This is a genomic window from Stenotrophomonas sp. 10L48 (assembly GCF_056395105.1).
Genome location: NZ_JBFTIX010000014.1, coordinates 53,939 through 71,963 on the forward strand (window position 1 = coordinate 53,939; position 18,025 = coordinate 71,963).

Sequence of the window (18,025 nt, forward strand, 5' to 3'; positions counted from 1 at the left end):
GCACTACCCAACCTGCGCCTTACCAACCGCCGCCCAGGGCGCGATACAGCTCTACGCGTGCAATCGCGGCGGTCGCCCGGCTGTTGGCCAGCGCGGCCTGGTTGTCCAGCGCGATGCGCTGGGTGCTCAATACATCCAGCATGTCGACCACGCCGGCCTGGTACTGCCGACGCGCCGCACCCAGCGCCGTCTCGCTCTCATCCACCGCCACGTGCAGCTGCGCGGCACGCTGCTGTTCGGCGGCATAGCCGTCGATGGCATCGTCCACTTCATGCCAGGCCTGCAGCACGGTACGGCGGAACTGCAGGGCCGCCTGTTGCTGCTGCAGCCTGCTCAGCGCCAGGTTGGCCTTCAGGCGTCCGCCCTGGAAGATCGGCAGGCTGATCGACGGGCCGATACTGAAGCGATGCGCGTTCCAGCCATCCAGATCATCCAGCTGCCTGGCCTGGAAACCGGCATCGCCATTCAAGGTGATGCGCGGCAGGAAGCTGGCCTTGGCCACGCCAATTCCCGCCGTGGCAGCATGCAGCGCAGCCTCGGCACGGCGGACATCAGGGCGACGCTCGGCCAGTTCACTGGGCACGCCCACGGCCACGGTCGGCAACGCGGGCCAATCGCGGCGCGCGCTCTGCAGCTGCGTATCCAGTGCCTGCGGCGGCTGTGCCAGCAGGAACGCGAGTGCATTGCGCAGCTGCGATTCGCGGTGCCGCAGCGGTGCGATGCGAGCCTGCAGCGATGCCACCTGCGCCGCCGCACTGGAGACCTGCAACGTGCTGGCCACGCCCTGGCGCTGGCGCGCTTCGGTCAGCCGCTTGATGTCGTGGGCGATGCTGAGGTTGTCCTCGGTGATGGCCAGCAGCTGGCGCGTTGCGCGCAACTGCAGGTAATCACGCGCGGTCTCGGCCAGCAGCGCGATGCGCGCCGCGTGTGCATCTTCCTCAGCCATCTGCACGCGTGCGTCGGCCGCTTCCACCTGACGGCGTACGCGTCCCCACAGATCCAGTTCCCAGCTCATGCCGATGCCGGCCTGGAACAGCCCATAGTCATCGCGACCGCCATTACCGGACGGATCGTTCAGGCCTACCTCGCTGTTGCGCGCGCGTACGCCACTGGCAGTGGCGCCGACGCTGGGCAGCCGGTCGGCCGCGGTGACGCCACGCGCGGCGCGGCTCTGCTGCACCCGGTTGGCGGCCAGCTGCAGGTCGAGATTGGCCTGCAGTACCTGCGTCGCCAGTTGCCCCAGCAGCGGATCATCGAAACCGGACCACCAGCTGGCGTCGTCATCCAGCGCAGCTGAAGCCACCGCTTCGCCCTGCCACTGCGTGGGCAGCTCGGCCTGCGGGCGCACGAAGTCCGGGCCCAGCGTGCAGGCGGTCAACGCCGTGCACAGTGCCGCTGCAGCCAGTCCACGCGGGAATACGCGGATCATGCGCCTTCCCCGCCCGTGCGGTGCCGCTCGCGCTGCGCACTCTGCACCCGCTGCGGACGCTGCAGATCCACGCTGGCTTCCACCGACATGCCGGCACGCAGTTGGCCCAGCAATGCCTGCTCCGGCTCTAGCACGATCTTCACTGGAATGCGCTGCACCACCTTGGTGAAGTTGCCGGTCGCGTTTTCCGGCGCCACCGCGGCGAACGTCACCCCCGTGGCCGGGGCGATGCTGTCGATATGGCCACGCAGCCGCGTGCCGGGGAACACGTCCACCGTCAGTTCGACCTGCTGCCCCGGCTGCATGCGGGTCATCTGCGTTTCCTGGAAGTTGGCGACAACGAAGGCGCGCTGCAGCGGCACCACCGCGGCCACCGGCGTGCCCGGGGTCAGGTAGGCGCCGACGCGCACTGCGCGGCGTCCCACCACGCCATCAATCGGTGCACGCAGCTCGGTGTGCGAAAGATCCAGTTCGGCACGCGCCTGCGCGGCTTCGGCGCGCTGCACGGCCGCCTGTGCGGCCTGCACCCCGGCAGCGAGGATGTCGGTGCGCTGGCGTGCGGTCGACAACGCGGCCTGTCCCTGTTGCAGATGTGCACTGGCCACGGCCTGCTTCGACTGCGCCTGCTGCGCGTTCTGCACGGTACCGGCACCGTTGCGGGCCAGCTCGCGGTAACGCTGCTGGTCGGCGCTGGCCAGGGTCAGTTCGGCGCGGCTGACATCCACACTCGCCTGGGCGTGTTCGATCAGCGAGCCCTGCTGTGCCAGCGCCGCCTGCGCGTTGGCCAGCTGCGCGCGCGCATTGCCCAGGTCGGCGCGGGCGGCCAGCAACGCGACCTGGTAGTCGCGGTCATCGATGCGGGCCAGCACGTCACCGGCCTTCACCGCTTGGTTGTCCTGCACTTCCACCGCGCTGACGAAGCCAGCGATCTTCGGTGCGACCACGGTGTAGTCGGCGACCACATAGGCGTTGTTGGTGGTCTGGTGGCGGCCATCGCGCAGCAGCAGCCAGGCACCACCGGCCAGAAGCAGTACGCCCAGGCCGAGGCCCGCGTTGAGATACGTTCGATTGATTGTCATGGGGGAGTTCCTGCGAAGGGGATCAGGCCACGGCACGTGGCGGATGGATGCGGGTGGGCATCCAGGCAATGAGGGGAATGAAGGCCAGCGCGACCAACGCGACCAGCAGGTAGAGATCGGCCGAGGTCAACGCCTGCACCTGCGCATGCAGGCGCGCGCCAAGCTGCGGCCCTTCGGCCAGCCACGGCTGTTCGCCAAGTCGCTCGACCAGCACGGTGGAGTGGAAATGGCGGCGTCCCTGCGCGACCGCTTCCAGCACGCCGCTGGCCAGCACCGCAGCAAAGCCCTTGACCGTGTTGAACCACGCCGAGGCAAAGGGACCGTCCTGTGGCGCCAAGCCGCCGGTGGCCAGCATCAGCAGCGGCAGCACCGCCATCGGCTGCGCAAACACCTGCAGCAGCTGTACCCACAGGAAGTTGTCGCGTATCCAGCTGACGTCCAGATGCGCGCCCAGCCAGCAGGCCAGCGCCAGCAGCGCCAGCCCGGTGGCCTGCACCCAACGGCAATCGATCGCACGGATGTTCAGCAGTGCGGCGACCAACGGCAGCGCGATGACCTGCGGCACCGCCACCCACAGCAGCATCGGCGCGGTCTGTTGTGGGCGATAGCCCTGCACGCTGGCGAGGAAGCCGGAAGGAATGGAGATCACCGCCAGCAGCACGAACAGCACGCCACCGAGGGTAATCAGCGAGTAGCTGAGGTTGCGGTTGGCCAGCAGCTGCAGCTTGAAGAACGGCAGTGGATGGAACCACTCGTTGATGAAGAACAGCACCAGCAGACCCGCACCACCCCCCAGCATCAGCGTGATCAACGACGAGTCGAACCAGTTCAGGCGCGGGCCCTGCACCAGGCCCAGTACCAGCAGCACCAGCGCCGGCAGGCCGAGCATCAGGCCGACGCCGTTGAACTGTGCGAAGCGCTCCAGCCGCAGGGGATCCTGTGGCAGGCCCCAGCCGACCATCGCCATCGCCGCCAGGCAATACGGCACGATCTGCCAGAACGCCCAGTGCCAGCCCACCTGCTCCACCCAGAATGCGGCCAGCGGGGTGCCCATGCTCGGCCCGAAGGTGGCGGTCAGTGCGTAGGCGGCCAGACCGTACAGCTTGATGCCCGGCGGCAGGAAGCGCAGCGCCACGCTCATCAGCAGCGGCGGCAACGCGCCCCCACACAGGCCCTGCAATGCGCGCAGCAGCAGAAAGGTCTGCAGGTTGGGGGCGAGCGGGCACAGCACGCCCAGCACCATGAAGCCGCCGATCATCGCCAGCGCAAAGCGGCGCAGCGAGAAGGTGGCTGCGCACCACGGTGCGAATGCCATCGCGCTGACCGACATGGCGCTGTACAGCGCCACGATCCAGCTGCCGTCATCGACGCTGAAACCCATCGCACCGCGGATGTCGGCCAGCGCGACCTTGGTGACGTTCTCGTTGAAACCCGACACCAGCACTGCCAGCAGCACACCGCACAGCCCAACCAGGATGCGCCGGTCGAAGCCGGGGGCAGCGACGGGCCGGGGCGCTGCCGGCGCCGCGGGCATGGCGGCCGGCGTGCTCACTGCCGGCTGCCGATCCGTGCAGTACACGGCATATATGGAGACATTGGATTGCGCTCAGTGAAACTTTCGGGAGCGCAGTCTAGAAAGGCCGTTGCCTGCGAAAAATGGCGTGCCCGGCATCGCAGGCGTGCGTACAACGCACGCCCGCGGGCAATCAGTGGTGGGCCGCCTCGACCGAATCGCACATGCCCTTGATCGCCCGCCGCAGCCACTGGTGGGCCGGGTCGTTGTCCATGCGTGGGTGCCAGGCCTGCACCAGCGCTACGGTCCGCACCGGCACCGGCAGCGGGAACATCCGCAGCGGCAGGCCCATGCGGGTGATGCGGTCGAGCATCACGCTTGGCATCTGCGGCAGCACCAGGTCCGAATCGGCGGCAGCAAAGATCGCGCCGTGGAAGGTAGGGATGACCACCGCCACCCGTCGTTGCAGGCCAAGCGCTGCCAGCTCTTCGTCGATCGGGCCATGCGCAAGCCCGCGCCGGGACACGGCGATGTGGTCGCACGCGGCGAAGCGCTCGACACTGATGTCGCCGTCGAACAACGGATGATCCTCGCGTGCCGCGCCCAGCAGCGAGGTGGTGAACAGGTGCTGCACCTTGGTTTCCGGGCTGTGCTTGCCGGCCGTGCTGATGTACAGGTCGATCCGCCCCTGCACCATCGCATCGTCATCGGTATCGCCTTCGGGCACGAAGCGCAGCATGCAGCGCGGTGCCTGCTGGCGGAAGACATCACGCAGGCGGCCGCCATAGCTGCCGATGAACACATCGTTGGCGCGCACGCTGAACGTTCGTTCCAGCGTGACCATGTCGACCTCGCGGCCCGCATTGAACACGCGGTGTGCCTGCTCGATCACATCGCGCACCTGCTCACGCAGTTCCAGCGCGCGTGGCGTGGGAGCGAGCCCACGGCCGGCGCGCACCAGCACCGGATCACCCAGGGCTACCCGTACCCGGCCCAGGGTACGGCTCATCGCCGGCGCACTGAGATTCATCCGTCGCGCAGCGGCCGCCACGCTGCATTCGTCGATCAGCACATCCAGTGCCAGCAACAGGTTCAGGTCCGGCAAGGGCATGGCAGTCTCCCGCAAATGGGATGACTCTACTGCAATCCAGATCATCCATAATTGCGTTGTACGCACGCATTGACTGCGGCGCACGGCATGGGTGCGCGCGACGACATCAGCGACCATCAGCGCCCTGCAAAGGAGCTTTCCATGTTCAACACCCTGCTGGTCGCGCTTGATGGCGGCCCCCAGCACGACCGCGTGCTGGACCTGGCCGCCACCATGGCCGGCCCCCGCAGCCGCCTGCACCTGCTGTGCGTGCTTGACCCCGAATTCGCACTGGCCGCTGGTGCCACCGATGCCGACCGCCGTGAGTATCCCGCCGCCGCCCGGCAGCAGGCGCATGCCGAAGCGGTACTGGCCGACGCCCTGGCCGAGCTGCGCGAGCGCGGCGTGGACGCCATCGCACAGCTGCCTTGCGGCGATCCTGGCGAAGTGATCAGCGCGCAGGCGCGTCGCCTGCAATGCGACCTGATCGTCATCGGCCACCGCCATCTGTCACGCCTGCAGCGCCTGTTCGAGCCCTCGGTGGGGCAATGGACGATCGACCATGCGCCTTGCCCGGTGCTGGTGGAAACACGTGATCCGTAGGTATCGCCAGCATGGCAATGTACTGGCCTGCGGCGGCCTGACGCGGGCTGCCTGCCAGGGGAGTGCCGGCCGCTGGCCGGCAACGCCTGCGCCTGCTGGATCCGACCGGGCGGTCGCGCCAGCCCCGATCAACCACGCACTTTCCTGCCGTGGCAGTCGCGCAGCCATGCTCAACAGTCCAGCGTGTCGTGCGCGCCCCCGTCGTCGTCCAGCACGTGTGCGTGCAGGATCACCTGGTTGCGGCCCGCACGCTTGGCCGCGTACAGGCCGGCATCGGCATCGGCCAGCAACTGTTCGGCGGTGGCCAGCGCCGGCGGATGCAGGTAACCCACGCCCACGCTGATGCTGACCCGGCCTTCCGGCAGCGGCAGCGCTTCCACCGCCTCGCGCAGGCGCTCGGCCAGCGCCAGCACACCCGACAGTGGGCTGCCGGGCACGATCACCGCGAATTCCTCACCGCCATAGCGCGCCACGCTGTCGGCCGCGCGCCCGGCGGTGGCCTGCAGCACCGCGGCCACCGCCTGCAGGCAGCGGTCGCCGGCAGGATGACCGTGCTCGTCGTTGAATGCCTTGAAATGGTCGATGTCCACCAGCAGCAATGCCAGTTCGCTGCCGCTGCGACGCGCCCGGTTCCATTCGGCCAGCAGCAGCGTATCGAACTGACGGCGATTGGCTACGCCGGTCAGGCCATCCTGCCGCGCCATCTGATCCAGGCCGGCCTGTCGTTCCAGCAGGTCGAGCTGCAGCAACGTGCTGCGCAGGCTGAAGCCAAGCGTTGCCACCACGAACCCGGTCAGCGCCAACGGCCGCGCGTGGTCCACCACCAGGGTGCCGACCACCAGCAGCAACAAGGGCAGGATGATCGGTCCACCGGCCTGCACCAATCGCAGCAGGCGAGGATGCAGCACGAAGCCCGGTGCGGGTGCCTGACGCAGCGCCAGCAGCGCCAGCAGCAGGAACGGCAGGTCGATCAGCAGATCGTTGTAGGCGCCGAACGACTGCTCGGCGGTGTAGTGATTGATGTAGAACGCCAGCAGCAGATAGGACAGCGCATACAGCGCCAGCGCGCGGTAGAAGCTGCGCCGTTCAGGCGCATCGCCGGCGACCCAGCGCACCACCGCGAAACCGGCGATGCACAGGTTCTGGATGTCGAACATGCGCTGCATGTGCGCCATCGCCTGGTCGTCGATATCGATGCGGTCGGCGAAGGACTGGGTATGCACGAAGAACAACACGCCCAGCAGGGCCGCCATCACGCCGTCGATCAGGCTGATGGTCCAGCGTTCGCGACGGGCGCGGGCCAGGATGAACACCAGCGGCACACCGTACAGCACATACAGCAGCAGGCTGGCGCGCGGGGTGATGTCGGCCCGTCCGGCGCCCAGTGCGTCGGCCATGTTGAAGGCCATGCCACCGGCCCAGAGCAGCAGCGCCACTGCAGTGGCACGCCAGCCCAGCGCAGCACGGTCGCGCTGACCGCGCCACAGGCAGGCCGCAGCCGCCAGCAGGGGTGCCACGGTCAGGAACACGAACGATCCCTCACCGGCCGCACCCGGCCAGAACGCCACGACCACGCCATGGCAGATCAGGAACATCAGCGCCAGCACAACCAGCATGCATCCCCCATGCGCAAGGCCGTATGGCGGCACGATAGCGCGCCGGCACGCCACAGCGGCGTGATCCACTGCGGCAAAACGGCACTCCGGGCACACGCTCTGGTCGTGCCGGCCACTGGCCGGCAACCCCAGGGAATCACGGGTCTGCAGGTTGCCGGCCAGCGGCCGGCACTACCAGCAAAACGTCAGGCGTGCAGCGCGCGGGCGTGGTGCGCGATGTGCTCGCCGATGAAGCTGGCGATGAAGTAATAGCTGTGGTCGTAGCCGGGCTGCAGGCGCAGGCTCAGCGGATGACCGGCAGCATCGCAGGCCTGCTGCAGGCGCTGCGGCTGCAGCTGGCTGTGCAGGAACTCATCCCCCTCGCCCTGGTCAACCAGCAGCGGCAAGCGCTCGCCGGCGTGGGCCACAAGTTCGCAGGCATCCCACTGCGCCCAGTCGGCCGGGTTGTCACCAAGGTAGGCGGCGAATGCCTTCTGCCCCCACGGCACGTGGCTGGGTGYCACGATCGGCGAGAACGCCGACACGCTGCGGTAGCGGCCGGAGTTGCGCAGCGCGATCACCAGCGCGCCATGGCCGCCCATCGAATGGCCACTGATGCCTCGTGCGTCGGTGGCCGGGAAACCCGCCTCGATCAACGCCGGCAGCTCGTGAGCGACGTAGTCGTGCATGCGGTAGTGCTTGGCCCACGGCTGCTGTGTGGCGTTGAGATAGAAACCCGCGCCCTTGCCCAGGTCATAGCCCTCGGCATCGGCCACGTCATCGCCGCGTGGGCTGGTGTCCGGGGCGACGATGATCACGCCGTGCTCGGCCGCATAGCGTTGCGCGCCGGCCTTGGTGATGAAGTTCTGCTCGGTGCAGGTCAGCCCGCTCAGCCAGTACAGCACCGGCAGCTTCCGGGTTTCCGCCTGCGGCGGCAGGTACACGGCGAACTGCATGTCGCAGCCCAGCGTGGTCGAATGATGGCGGTAGACATCCTGCCAACCGCCGGCACAGGCGCGGTGTTCGATACGTTCCATGAGGTTTCCTCCCGAGGGACGGCAGGCAGGCGCCTGCCGCCCGGCGCGGCTCAGTAGTGGACGACCGAACGGATCGACTTGCCTTCATGCATCAGGTCGAAGGCTTCGTTGATCTTGTCCAGGTCCATGGTGTGGGTGACGAACGGGGCCAGCTCGATATCGCCCTTCATCGCGTCTTCGACCATGCCCGGCAGCTGGCTGCGGCCCTTCACGCCACCAAACGCGGTGCCCATCCACTTGCGGCCGGTGACCAGCTGGAACGGGCGGGTGGAGATTTCCTGACCGGCACCGGCCACGCCGATCACCACGCTCTGGCCCCAGCCACGGTGCGCGCATTCCAGCGCCGCACGCATCACGTTGACGTTGCCGATGCACTCGAAGCTGTGGTCCACGCCCCAGGTGGTCATCTCCACGATCACCTGCTGGATCGGCTTGTCGAAGTCCTTCGGGTTGATGCAGTCGGTGGCGCCGAATTCGCGGGCCAGCTCGAACTTGGACGGGTTGGTGTCCACCGCGATGATGCGCCCGGCCTTGGCCTGGCGCGCACCCTGGATGACCGCAAGGCCGATGCCGCCCAGGCCGAACACGGCCACGCTGTCGCCTTCCTGCACCTTGGCGGTGTTGTGCACCGCGCCGATGCCGGTGGTCACGCCGCAGCCGAGCAGGCAGACATGCTCCGGGTTCGCTTCCGGGTTGATCTTCGCCAGCGACACCTCGGCAACGACGGTGTATTCGCTGAAGGTCGAGCAGCCCATGTAGTGGTAGATCGGCTCGCCGTTGTAGCTGAAGCGGCTGGTGCCATCGGGCATCACGCCCTTGCCCTGGGTGGCACGCACCGACACGCACAGGTTGGTCTTGCCGCTCTTGCAGAACAGGCATTCACCACATTCGGCGGTGTACAGCGGAATGACGTGGTCACCCGGCTTGACGCTGGTCACGCCCTCGCCCACCTCCACCACGATGCCGGCGCCTTCATGGCCCAGCACCACCGGGAACAGGCCTTCCGGATCATCGCCGGACAGGGTGAACGCATCGGTGTGGCAGACACCGGTGTGGGTGATCTTGACCAGCACTTCGCCCGCCTTCGGCGGGGCGACGTCGATCTCGACGATCTGCAGCGGCTGGCCGGGACCAAAGGCGACGGCGGCACGGGATTTCATGATGGCACTCTCCAGAAAGGGCTTGCGGAAAACAGGATGCGCGGCGCTGTGTCGCGCCGTCGTTCACTTCAGGTACGAGCGGATCAACGCGCTCATGTCGCGCACGCGTTCGGCGCGTTGTTCATCGGAGGCGGCGGGCTGGCCGAACTCCTCGCGCAGGTGCGCTTCCATCACTTCGGACATCAGGCCGTTGACCGCGCCACGGATGGCGGCGATCTGCTGCAGCACCGGCCCGCAGTCGGCGCCGGCTTCCAGCGCGCGGTCCAGCGCATCGCACTGGCCGCGGATGCGGCGCACGCGGGCCAGAACCTTCTTTTTCTCTTCGGGAGAGTGCGGCATCGCTGGCCGGCCTCGGAACTATACTGGGGGATAGTATACAGGAGCCGATCCGGACCTCAATCAAAGGCCCCCTCTGCGGCCAGCCGGGTCAGCTCTTCCACCACGTAACGCACCTTCGGTCGCAGATGCCGCGTCTGTGGCCACAGCGCATGGATGTCCACATGGTGCTGCGTGCAGTGGTCCAGTACCGACTGCAACGCACCGGATTCCAGGTGATGGCGCACCAGTGACATCGGCATCTGGCAGATCCCCAACCCGGCGATGGCCCCCTCGATCACCGCATCGCCATCATTGAGCTGATGGGTGGCACTGGGGATGAAGCTGCCGTTGGTGCCCTCGCTGCCGATCCGCCACGCCACCGACTGGCCATGACGGAAGCCGACCACGCTGCGATGGTCGCGCAGTTCGTCCAGCGTCTGCGGCACACCATAGGCCTGCAGGTAGGCCGGCGACGCGCAGGTCACCAGGCGCTGGCTGGCCAGCTTGCGCGCGACCAGGTGCTCGGCGTGATGCAGACCGCCAAAGCGGATCAGCAGGTCGATGCCCTCTTCCACCGGATCAACGAAGTGATCGGTGAAGGTCATCGTCAACTGCAGGTCCGGGTGTTCATTGCACATGCGCAGCAGTACCGGCAGCACCACCAGCCGCCCGAACGAGGACGGCATGTCGATGCGCAGGCGGCCGCTCGGCAGATGCGCAGCCGAGCCCAGGCAGGCTTCGGCCGCCGCGATTTCATCCAGGGCCGCGGCGCAGGAGGCGTAGTACGCCTCGCCGTCGGTGGTCAGCGCGATGCGCCGGGTGGTGCGATGGAACAGGCGCACGCCCAGCCGCGCCTCCAGCCGGGCGATGGCCTTGCCGACCGCCGAGCGGGAGATGCCCAGCGCGTCGGCGGCCTCGGTGAAGGTGGCCGAGCGCGCCGTGGTGACGAAGGTCGCCAGGCCATTCAGGGATTCGACGGGAAGCATCGGCAGGCTCGCTCATTGGGGACAGATTGTCCCGCCTGACGGGAAATCTACCGCCTTTATGTGCCCGCATGTCACCTCCATCATGGTGCTGTCGCGCCGTTGGCGCCCTCCCCCGCTCCGAGATGACTGACATGACCGCCGCCCTGTTCCGCCCCTTCGACCTCGCTGGACTACCCCTGCACAACCGCATCGCGATGGCGCCGATGACCCGCGCCCGCAACCCCGGCGCCGTCGCCAATGCACTGACCGCCCAGTATTACCGGCAGCGCGCCAGCGCCGGCCTGATCATCAGCGAAGGCACGCCGGTGTCGGCGCAGGGCCAGGGTTACATCGACGTGCCGGGCATCTGGTCGGCCGAGCAGGTGGCCGGTTGGACGCTTGTCACCGACGCTGTACACGCTGCGCAGGGTGCGATCTTCGCGCAGCTGTGGCACGTCGGCCGCATGTCACACGCCTCGCTGCAGCCCGACGGCGGCCAGCCGGTAAGCGCCGGCACGCGGCCGGTGGCGAGCGATCCGAAGAACACCTCGTTCGTGTACCTGGACGACGGCAGCCGTGGCCATGCCGATCCGACACCGCCGCGTGCACTCAGCACGGAAGAAGTACCGGGCATCGTCGCCGACTTCGTGCAGGGTGCCGACAACGCGATCGCCGCCGGCTTCGATGGCATCGAACTGCATGCGGCAAACGGCTATCTGTTCGAGCAGTTCCTCAACCCGGTCACCAATGACCGGCAGGACGTGTACGGCGGTTCGCTGCGCAACCGCGCGCGGCTGATCCTGGACACCGTGGATGCGATGGCCGCGCGCATCGGCGCGCACCGCATCGGCGTGCGCCTTGCGCCGAACAGCCAGGTCTTCGACATGCCCGCCTATGCGGAGAACGAAGCCAGCTATCTGTACCTGGCCGAGGAACTGGGCAAGCGCGGGCTGGCCTATGTGCATCTGAACGACAACTACCTGCACGGCGCACCGGTGATCGGCGAGGCCTTCCTCAAGGCCTTCAAGCAGGCCTATGGCGGCACGGTGATCCTGGCCGGCGGCATGACCCGCGAACGCGCCCTGCGGCTGGTCGAGGAAGGCATCATCGATCTGGCCGCCTTCGGCCAACCATTCATCGCCAACCCGGATCTGGTCGAGCGCCTGCAGCGCGATGTCCCGCTGGCCATCCCCGACCGCAGCACTTATTACGGCGGCGGCAGCGAGGGCTACCTCGACTACCCGCCGGCCCCGTAGATCCACGCCACGCGTGGATGCGCTGCACCGGCCACCGCCGGTGTGCCGCGCCTTGATCCTGCCGGGCCATGAGCGCATCGTGGCCCGGCCCGACCTCGGTCCTGCCCCATGAACGCCTCCGCCGCCTCCTTCATCGTCAACCTCGACGTCCCTGACATCACCGCCGCCGAAGCCTTCTACACCCAGGCCTTTGGCCTGCGCAGCGGCCGCCGCCTCGGCCCCGGCGCGCTGGAACTGCTCGGTGGCCCCACGCCGCTGTACCTGCTGCAGAACGACGCCGGCAGCGCAGCGACCGATGACGGCGATGTGCGCGATTACGAGCGCCACTGGACGCCCGTGCATCTGGACTGGGTGGTCGCTGACATCGACGCGGCGCTTGCCCGCGCGGTTGCGGCCGGAGCCGTGCTCGAACATCCCATCCGCGAACGCCGCTGGGGAAAGATCGCCGTGCTGTCCGATCCGTTCGGCCATGGCTTCTGCCTGATCCAGTTCAGCGATGCAGGGTATGACGCGCTGGTCGAATGAATTGGTCACTGCGTAGCGGGCGCCAATCCACGCATGGCGTGGATCTACTGACGCGGGTGATCGCGATTCACTCGCGCAGCATGTCCACGAACGCACGCAGCGCACCGGGCATCTGCCGCTGCTTCGGGTAATACAGCGCAAACCCGGCGAACGGTTCGCTCCAATCTTCCAGCACCGCCACCAGTCGGCCGTCGTCCAGATACGGCCGCGCGGTGTCTTCCAGCACATAGGCCAGGCCGATGCCATCGAGCACCGCGCCAACCACGGTGCCCTGCTCGCACAGCGTCAGTCGACCCGGTACGTCGATCTCCAGGGTCTGGCCATCGCGTTCGAACTGCCACTTGTACAGATGGCCGCTGGCGAAACGGAAACGTACGCACTCGTGCGCGGCCAGGTCGCGCGGATGCTGCGGGGCCGGCCGGCGCCGCAGGTACTCGGGTGAACCAACAATCAAGCCGCGCAGCGGCGGCCCCATCGGCACCGCCACCATGTCCTCGGGCACGAACTCGTGCAGGCGCACGCCAGCGTCGTAGCCCTCGGCAACGATATCGACCAGACCATCGTTCTCGGTCAGCTCCACCCGTACGTCCGGATGCGCGTGCAGGAACCGCGCCAGCCGCGGCCCCAACTGGGTCGCCACCGCCGCCCGCGTCGCATTGATCCGCAGCAGGCCGGCCGGCACCGCGCGGAAGTGGTTCATTTCCTCCAGCGCGTCATGCACCTGCCCCAGCGCCGGCTGCAGGCGCTCCAGCAGGCGCTGCCCGGCCTCGGTCAGGGCCACGCTGCGGGTGGTACGGTGGAACAGGCCCACCCCCAGCCGTTCCTCCAGCGCGCGGATCGCATAGCTCACCGCCGAGGTCGACAGGGCCAGTTCGGCACCGGCGCGGCGGAAACTGCGGTGGCGGGCGACCGCAGCGAAGGCGGCCAGGTGGGTCAGGTTGTCAGTGGCCATGATTGTGCAGTCTGCCTTGATGAATCATGCCGATATATCCGCTTCTTACCCCGAGGTACGGAGCGTATTGTAAAACGCCTTTCGACAAACCCTGCCAAGGATTCCCCATGTCCCTCGCCCGTGGTTACGCCGCCCACACCCATACCGACCCGCTGGTGCCCTTCGAATTCGAGCGCCGCGCGGTTGGCCCGAACGATGTGCGCATCGAGATCCTGTACAGCGGCATCTGCCATTCCGACCTGCACCAGGCACGCGACGACTGGGGTGGCTCGATCTACCCGATGGTGCCGGGCCACGAGATCATCGGCCGGGTCACCGAAGTCGGCAGCGAGGTCACCCGCTTCAAGGTCGGCGACCACGCCGGTGTCGGCTGCATGGTCGACTCCTGCCGCCATTGCGATGCCTGCCAGCACGACCTGGAGCAGTACTGCGCCGAAGGTGCGACCTGGACCTACAACGGCCGCGAGCGTGAAAGCGGCGCACCGACCTACGGCGGCTATTCCGACCACGTGGTGGTCGAGCAGCGCTTCGTGGTCAAGGTCTCCGAAACGCTGGACCTGAAGGCAGCCGCGCCGCTGCTGTGCGCCGGCATCACCACCTGGTCGCCGCTGCGCCACTGGAAGGTCGGCCCGGGCCAGAAGGTCGGCGTGATCGGTCTGGGTGGCCTCGGCCACATGGGCGTGAAGTTCGCCAAGGCGCTCGGCGCACACGTGGTGATGATCACCACCACCCCGGAAAAGGGTGCCGACGCCAAGCGCCTGGGCGCTGACGAAGTGCTGGTTTCGCGCGATGCCGACCAGATGAAGGCGCATGCCGGCAGCTTCGACTTCCTGCTCAACACCATCCCGGTCAGCCATGACACCAACCCGTACATGGGCCTGCTCAAGCGCGAAGCGACCATGTGCCTGGTCGGTGTGCTGACCGAACTGGACCCGCCGTTGACCGGTGGCAGCGTGATCTTCGGTCGCAGGAACCTGACCGGCTCGGCGATCGGCGGCATGGCCGAAACCCAGGAGATGATGGACTTCTGCGCCGAGCACGGCATCGTCAGCGACGTGGAGATGATCGACATCAAGAACGTCAACGAAGCCTGGGAGCGCATGGCCAAGAACGATGTGCGCTACCGCTTCGTGATCGACATGGCCACCATCAAGGCCTGATCGCTGCGCTGATGGAATGAAGAAACCCCGGCATTGCCGGGGTTTTTTTTGCGTACGCCACCCGCCGGGCATGGCCCGGCGCTACCGGATTCGTGGCGGGTAGCGCCGGGCGCATTTTCAGTACGCGAACTCGCGGAACACCGGGTCGACGTCGCCGTGCCAGCGGCCATGGAACAGCGCCAGCTTGCGCTCGGCGGGGGTCAGGCCGGACTCGACGATTTCCTGCAGCACGTCCAGGAACTTGCTTTCATCCTGGCCATCGGCATTGCGCGCCGCACGGCGCTTGAGCCCGTCCACCGAAATCTTCACCGCCTCGCGGGCGAGGTCGCGCACGGTGCCACCGCGGAACGGCAGGCCCATCGCGTGCTTGGGCACGCCATCACGCAGCGCATGGCGCTCGGCCAGGCTGAAGTCACGCACCAGATCCCACGCCGCATCCAGCGCCGTGTCGTCGTACAGCAGGCCCACCCAGAAGGCCGGCAGCGCACACAGGCGGCTCCACGGGCCACCATCGGCACCGCGCATTTCCAGGTACTTCTTCAACCGCACTTCCGGGAACGCGGTCGTGGTGTGGTCCGACCAGTCGCGCAGGGTCGGCAGCTGACCCGGCAGCACGGGCAGCTTGCCCTGCATGAAGTCGCGGAAGCTCTGCCCGCTTGCATCGTGGTAGATGCCATCGCGGTAGGAGAAATACATCGGCACATCGAGCAGGTAGTCGACATAGCGCTCGTAACCGAAGCCATCCTCGAACACGAAGTCGAGCATGCCGGTACGGTCGGCATCGGTATCGGTCCAGATGTGCGAGCGGTAGCTGAGGTAGCCGTTCGGCTTGCCTTCGGTGAACGGCGAGTCGGCGAACAGTGCGGTGGCGATCGGCTGCAGCGCCAACGACACACGGAACTTCTTCACCATGTCCGCTTCGCTGGCGTAATCCAGGTTCACCTGCACGGTGCAGGTGCGGGTCATCATGTCCAGGCCGAGCGAACCGACCTTGGGCATGTACGAGCGCATGATCTTGTAGCGGCCCTTGGGCATCCACGGCATTTCATCGCGCGTCCACTTCGGCTGGAAGCCCATGCCGAGGAAACCCAGCTGCAGTTCGCCGGCCACCTGCGCCACTTCATTGAGGTGGGTGCCGGTTTCCACGCAGGTCTGGTGAATGGTTTCCAGCGCCGCACCGGACAGCTCCAGCTGGCCCGCCGGCTCCAGGGTCACCGAGGCGCCATCACGCAGCAGGGCGATGGTGTTGCCGTTCTCCTGCACCGGCGTCCAGCCGAAGCGGACCAGGCCGTTGAGCAGGGCCTCGATGCCGCGCTCGCCATCGAAGGTCGGCGGACGCAGGTCATCCAGGCGGAACCCGAACTTCTCGTGCTCGGTACCGATGCGCCACTGCGAACGGGGCTTCTCGCCGGAGGCGATCTCCGCCACCAGTTGCGAGCGGTCGGTAATGGGCGTATCGGCGACGTGGCTGGGGCTCGACAAGGGGGTGGCTCGCTGGACGGTGGCAGGGGATGTGGGGCTGGGAGCCTTGCATCGCAAGGGCGCACTATAGCGTGGCGGCTCGTTACGTCATGCGACGGTGACGGGTTTCAGCATCCTACCGACACCCTCTTGACCCTCGTACACTCAGGGCCATGAGCCGCCATTCACGACATCCCGAGCTGCACCGTGCCGATCGCGTCGGCTGGCTGCGGGCCGCCGTACTGGGCGCCAACGATGGCATTGTCTCGGTCGCCGGCCTGGTGGTCGGCGTGGCCGCCAGCGGCGCCTCGGCCAGCACGATCCTGGCCACCGGCGTGGCCGGCACCGTGGCCGGCGCGATGTCGATGGCCGCCGGCGAGTATGTGTCGGTGCAGACCCAGGCCGATACCGAAAATGCCGATCTGGCGATGGAGAAGCGCGAGCTGCACGAAGACCCGCACAGCGAACTGGACGAACTGACCGCGATCTACCGCCATCGCGGGCTGGAGCCGGCGTTGGCGCGCCAGGTTGCCGAACAGCTGACCGCCCACGACGCGCTGGGTGCCCACGCGCGCGACGAACTGGGCATCACCGAGGAACTGCGCGCGCGGCCGTTGCAGGCCGCATTGGCGTCGGCCGCCGCCTTCACCTGTGGCGCCGCGCTGCCGGTGCTGACCGCACTGCTAACGCCGGTACAGAACGTCGCCACGGCCACCACGGTCAGCACGCTGGCCGGCCTGTGCCTGACCGGCGCGATGGCGGCACGCGCCGGTGGCGCATCACCCACGCGCGGTGCCCTGCGCGTGATGTTCTGGGGTGCACTGGCGATGGCCGCCGCGGCCGCGGTCGGTCGCCTGCTGGGCGCACACGTCATATGACCGGCATGCCCCCCACCGCCATGGCACTACTGGCGGAGATGGCCAGCCTGGCCGGCTGCCAACGCGCTGAAGGCTATGCCTGCATCACCGCCCGCCGCGAGCACGGTGCCAGCTCGGTGGAGATTCCCCAGCCACAGTTCGCCATCCTGCTGGAAGGCCGCAAGCAGGTACGTACCGCCCACCAGTCGCTGACCTTCGTCCCGGGCGACATCCTGCTGATCACCCAGCGCTGCCGCATCGACGTGGTCAACACACCGGACCCGCAGACCGGACGCTACCTCAGCGCGATCGTGCCGCTGTGCACGGAAGTCCTGGCGGCGGCGCGCACGCTGTGGAGCGAGGCCTTGCCAACGGCCGGAGCGACGCTGGCCCGGGAGGCGCTGGGCGACCACGCCACGGTACTGCGCAGCTGGCGGCAGTCGTTGCAGGACGCCGACTACAGCGAAGCGCGGTTGGCGCTGGCCACGCTGGTGCTGGCGTGGTGCCGGCAGGGCCACGGCAACCTGCTGTTGCCGCACGCACCGACGCTGGGCGAGCAGATCCGCGACCGCATCGCCGCCGAACCGGCCCGCGACTGGCAGTCGCGCGACGTTGAGGCGCACTTCGCGCTGAGCGGTGCGACCCTGCGGCGGCGGTTGGCCGCCGAAGCCACCAGCCTGCGCCAGCTGCTGACCGAAGCGCGCCTGGCCCATGGCATGCAGCTGCTGTACACCACCGATCTGCCGTTGAAGACCGTGGCAGCACGCGCGGGGTATCGTTCCGCAGCGAGTTTCAGCAAGCGCTTCGCCGAGCAGTACGGGCTGGCTCCCACAGATATCTAGGGTTCTTCAGCAGGGCTGCGCCCTGCACCCGCAGAGGCAACGGCAACGGCAACAGCGACAGCAACAGCAACAGCATGCATTCCGTGGGATGGCGGGGCGGTGTCGGATTGYGGGGACGCCGTAAACCCATCCATGGGGGCTTGGCCGCGGCATCCATGCCGCGGACACCCCGCAATCCGACAC

The 18,025-nt window shown here is 67.7% G+C and carries 17 protein-coding genes; 6 read left to right on the forward strand and 11 right to left on the reverse strand.

Going from position 1 to position 18,025, the window contains the following annotated elements; translation table 11 throughout:
• Positions 1-19 precede the first annotated feature (19 nt).
• From AC1DCU_RS18860 to AC1DCU_RS18875, 4 genes are all read right to left on the reverse strand, one after another.
• Complete coding sequence (locus AC1DCU_RS18860) at positions 20-1,429, reverse strand: efflux transporter outer membrane subunit (protein ID WP_282279606.1); 1,410 nt, start codon at positions 1,427-1,429, stop codon at positions 20-22.
• A complete protein-coding gene (locus AC1DCU_RS18865) occupies positions 1,426-2,508 on the reverse strand; it encodes an HlyD family secretion protein (protein WP_032975415.1) in 1,083 nt (360 codons plus the stop codon). Before AC1DCU_RS18865 ends, AC1DCU_RS18860 begins: the two co-directional genes overlap by 4 nt.
• A 22-nt stretch (positions 2,509-2,530) precedes the next feature.
• Complete coding sequence (locus AC1DCU_RS18870) at positions 2,531-4,060, reverse strand: MFS transporter (protein ID WP_032975414.1); 1,530 nt, start codon at positions 4,058-4,060, stop codon at positions 2,531-2,533.
• Positions 4,061-4,214: 154 nt separating this feature from the next.
• Complete coding sequence (locus tag AC1DCU_RS18875; protein WP_032975413.1) at positions 4,215-5,132, reverse strand: LysR family transcriptional regulator; 918 nt, start codon at positions 5,130-5,132, stop codon at positions 4,215-4,217.
• Between the two features lie 141 nt (positions 5,133-5,273).
• Between AC1DCU_RS18875 and AC1DCU_RS18880 the strand changes: the two genes are divergently transcribed.
• Positions 5,274-5,714 carry a universal stress protein gene (locus tag AC1DCU_RS18880; RefSeq protein ID WP_032975450.1) on the forward strand — a complete coding sequence of 147 codons (441 nt, stop codon included), beginning with the start codon at positions 5,274-5,276 and terminating at the stop codon, positions 5,712-5,714.
• Positions 5,715-5,884: 170 nt separating this feature from the next.
• Here the strand turns inward: AC1DCU_RS18880 and AC1DCU_RS18885 are convergent, their stop codons facing one another.
• From AC1DCU_RS18885 to AC1DCU_RS18905, 5 genes are all read right to left on the reverse strand, one after another.
• Positions 5,885-7,330 carry a GGDEF domain-containing protein gene (locus tag AC1DCU_RS18885; RefSeq protein ID WP_032975412.1) on the reverse strand — a complete coding sequence of 482 codons (1,446 nt, stop codon included), beginning with the start codon at positions 7,328-7,330 and terminating at the stop codon, positions 5,885-5,887.
• A 185-nt stretch (positions 7,331-7,515) separates the two neighbouring features.
• Positions 7,516-8,346, reverse strand: a complete 831-nt coding sequence (gene fghA, locus AC1DCU_RS18890) for an S-formylglutathione hydrolase (protein WP_478014250.1) — start codon at positions 8,344-8,346, stop codon at positions 7,516-7,518.
• A 50-nt stretch (positions 8,347-8,396) separates the two neighbouring features.
• The gene (locus tag AC1DCU_RS18895; RefSeq protein WP_025874089.1) at positions 8,397-9,506 is read right to left on the reverse strand and encodes an S-(hydroxymethyl)glutathione dehydrogenase/class III alcohol dehydrogenase; all 1,110 of its coding nucleotides are present in this window, start codon (positions 9,504-9,506) and stop codon (positions 8,397-8,399) included.
• A gap of 63 nt (positions 9,507-9,569) precedes the next feature.
• Positions 9,570-9,845 (reverse strand): formaldehyde-responsive transcriptional repressor FrmR, encoded by a 276-nt coding sequence (frmR, locus tag AC1DCU_RS18900; RefSeq protein ID WP_005411009.1) that lies wholly within the window; start codon positions 9,843-9,845, stop codon positions 9,570-9,572.
• A gap of 56 nt (positions 9,846-9,901) precedes the next feature.
• A complete protein-coding gene (locus AC1DCU_RS18905; protein ID WP_032975409.1) occupies positions 9,902-10,810 on the reverse strand; it encodes a LysR family transcriptional regulator in 909 nt (302 codons plus the stop codon).
• Between the two features lie 131 nt (positions 10,811-10,941).
• On the opposite strand from AC1DCU_RS18905, the gene AC1DCU_RS18910 reads away from it, so the two are divergent.
• On the forward strand, positions 10,942-12,045 hold the full coding sequence (locus AC1DCU_RS18910; RefSeq protein ID WP_032975408.1) for an alkene reductase: 1,104 nt from the start codon (positions 10,942-10,944) through the stop codon (positions 12,043-12,045).
• Between the two features lie 108 nt (positions 12,046-12,153).
• Positions 12,154-12,570 carry a VOC family protein gene (locus AC1DCU_RS18915; protein ID WP_032975407.1) on the forward strand — a complete coding sequence of 139 codons (417 nt, stop codon included), beginning with the start codon at positions 12,154-12,156 and terminating at the stop codon, positions 12,568-12,570.
• Positions 12,571-12,637: 67 nt separating this feature from the next.
• Here the strand turns inward: AC1DCU_RS18915 and AC1DCU_RS18920 are convergent, their stop codons facing one another.
• Positions 12,638-13,522, reverse strand: a complete 885-nt coding sequence (locus AC1DCU_RS18920) for a LysR family transcriptional regulator (RefSeq protein ID WP_025874084.1) — start codon at positions 13,520-13,522, stop codon at positions 12,638-12,640.
• Between the two features lie 107 nt (positions 13,523-13,629).
• On the opposite strand from AC1DCU_RS18920, the gene AC1DCU_RS18925 reads away from it, so the two are divergent.
• Positions 13,630-14,682: an NAD(P)-dependent alcohol dehydrogenase gene (locus AC1DCU_RS18925; RefSeq protein ID WP_032975406.1), complete on the forward strand. Its 1,053-nt coding sequence runs from the start codon at positions 13,630-13,632 to the stop codon at positions 14,680-14,682.
• Positions 14,683-14,799: 117 nt separating this feature from the next.
• On the opposite strand, the gene AC1DCU_RS18930 is transcribed toward AC1DCU_RS18925, so the two are convergent.
• Positions 14,800-16,164, reverse strand: coding sequence for a glutamate--cysteine ligase (locus AC1DCU_RS18930; RefSeq protein ID WP_025874082.1), 1,365 nt, complete (start codon positions 16,162-16,164; stop codon positions 14,800-14,802).
• Positions 16,165-16,316: 152 nt separating this feature from the next.
• Between AC1DCU_RS18930 and AC1DCU_RS18935 the strand changes: the two genes are divergently transcribed.
• Positions 16,317-17,021 (forward strand): VIT1/CCC1 transporter family protein, encoded by a 705-nt coding sequence (locus tag AC1DCU_RS18935; protein ID WP_033831997.1) that lies wholly within the window; start codon positions 16,317-16,319, stop codon positions 17,019-17,021.
• The gene (locus tag AC1DCU_RS18940) at positions 17,018-17,842 is read left to right on the forward strand and encodes a helix-turn-helix transcriptional regulator (protein ID WP_442251456.1); all 825 of its coding nucleotides are present in this window, start codon (positions 17,018-17,020) and stop codon (positions 17,840-17,842) included. Before AC1DCU_RS18935 ends, AC1DCU_RS18940 begins: the two co-directional genes overlap by 4 nt.
• Positions 17,843-18,025 lie beyond the last annotated feature (183 nt).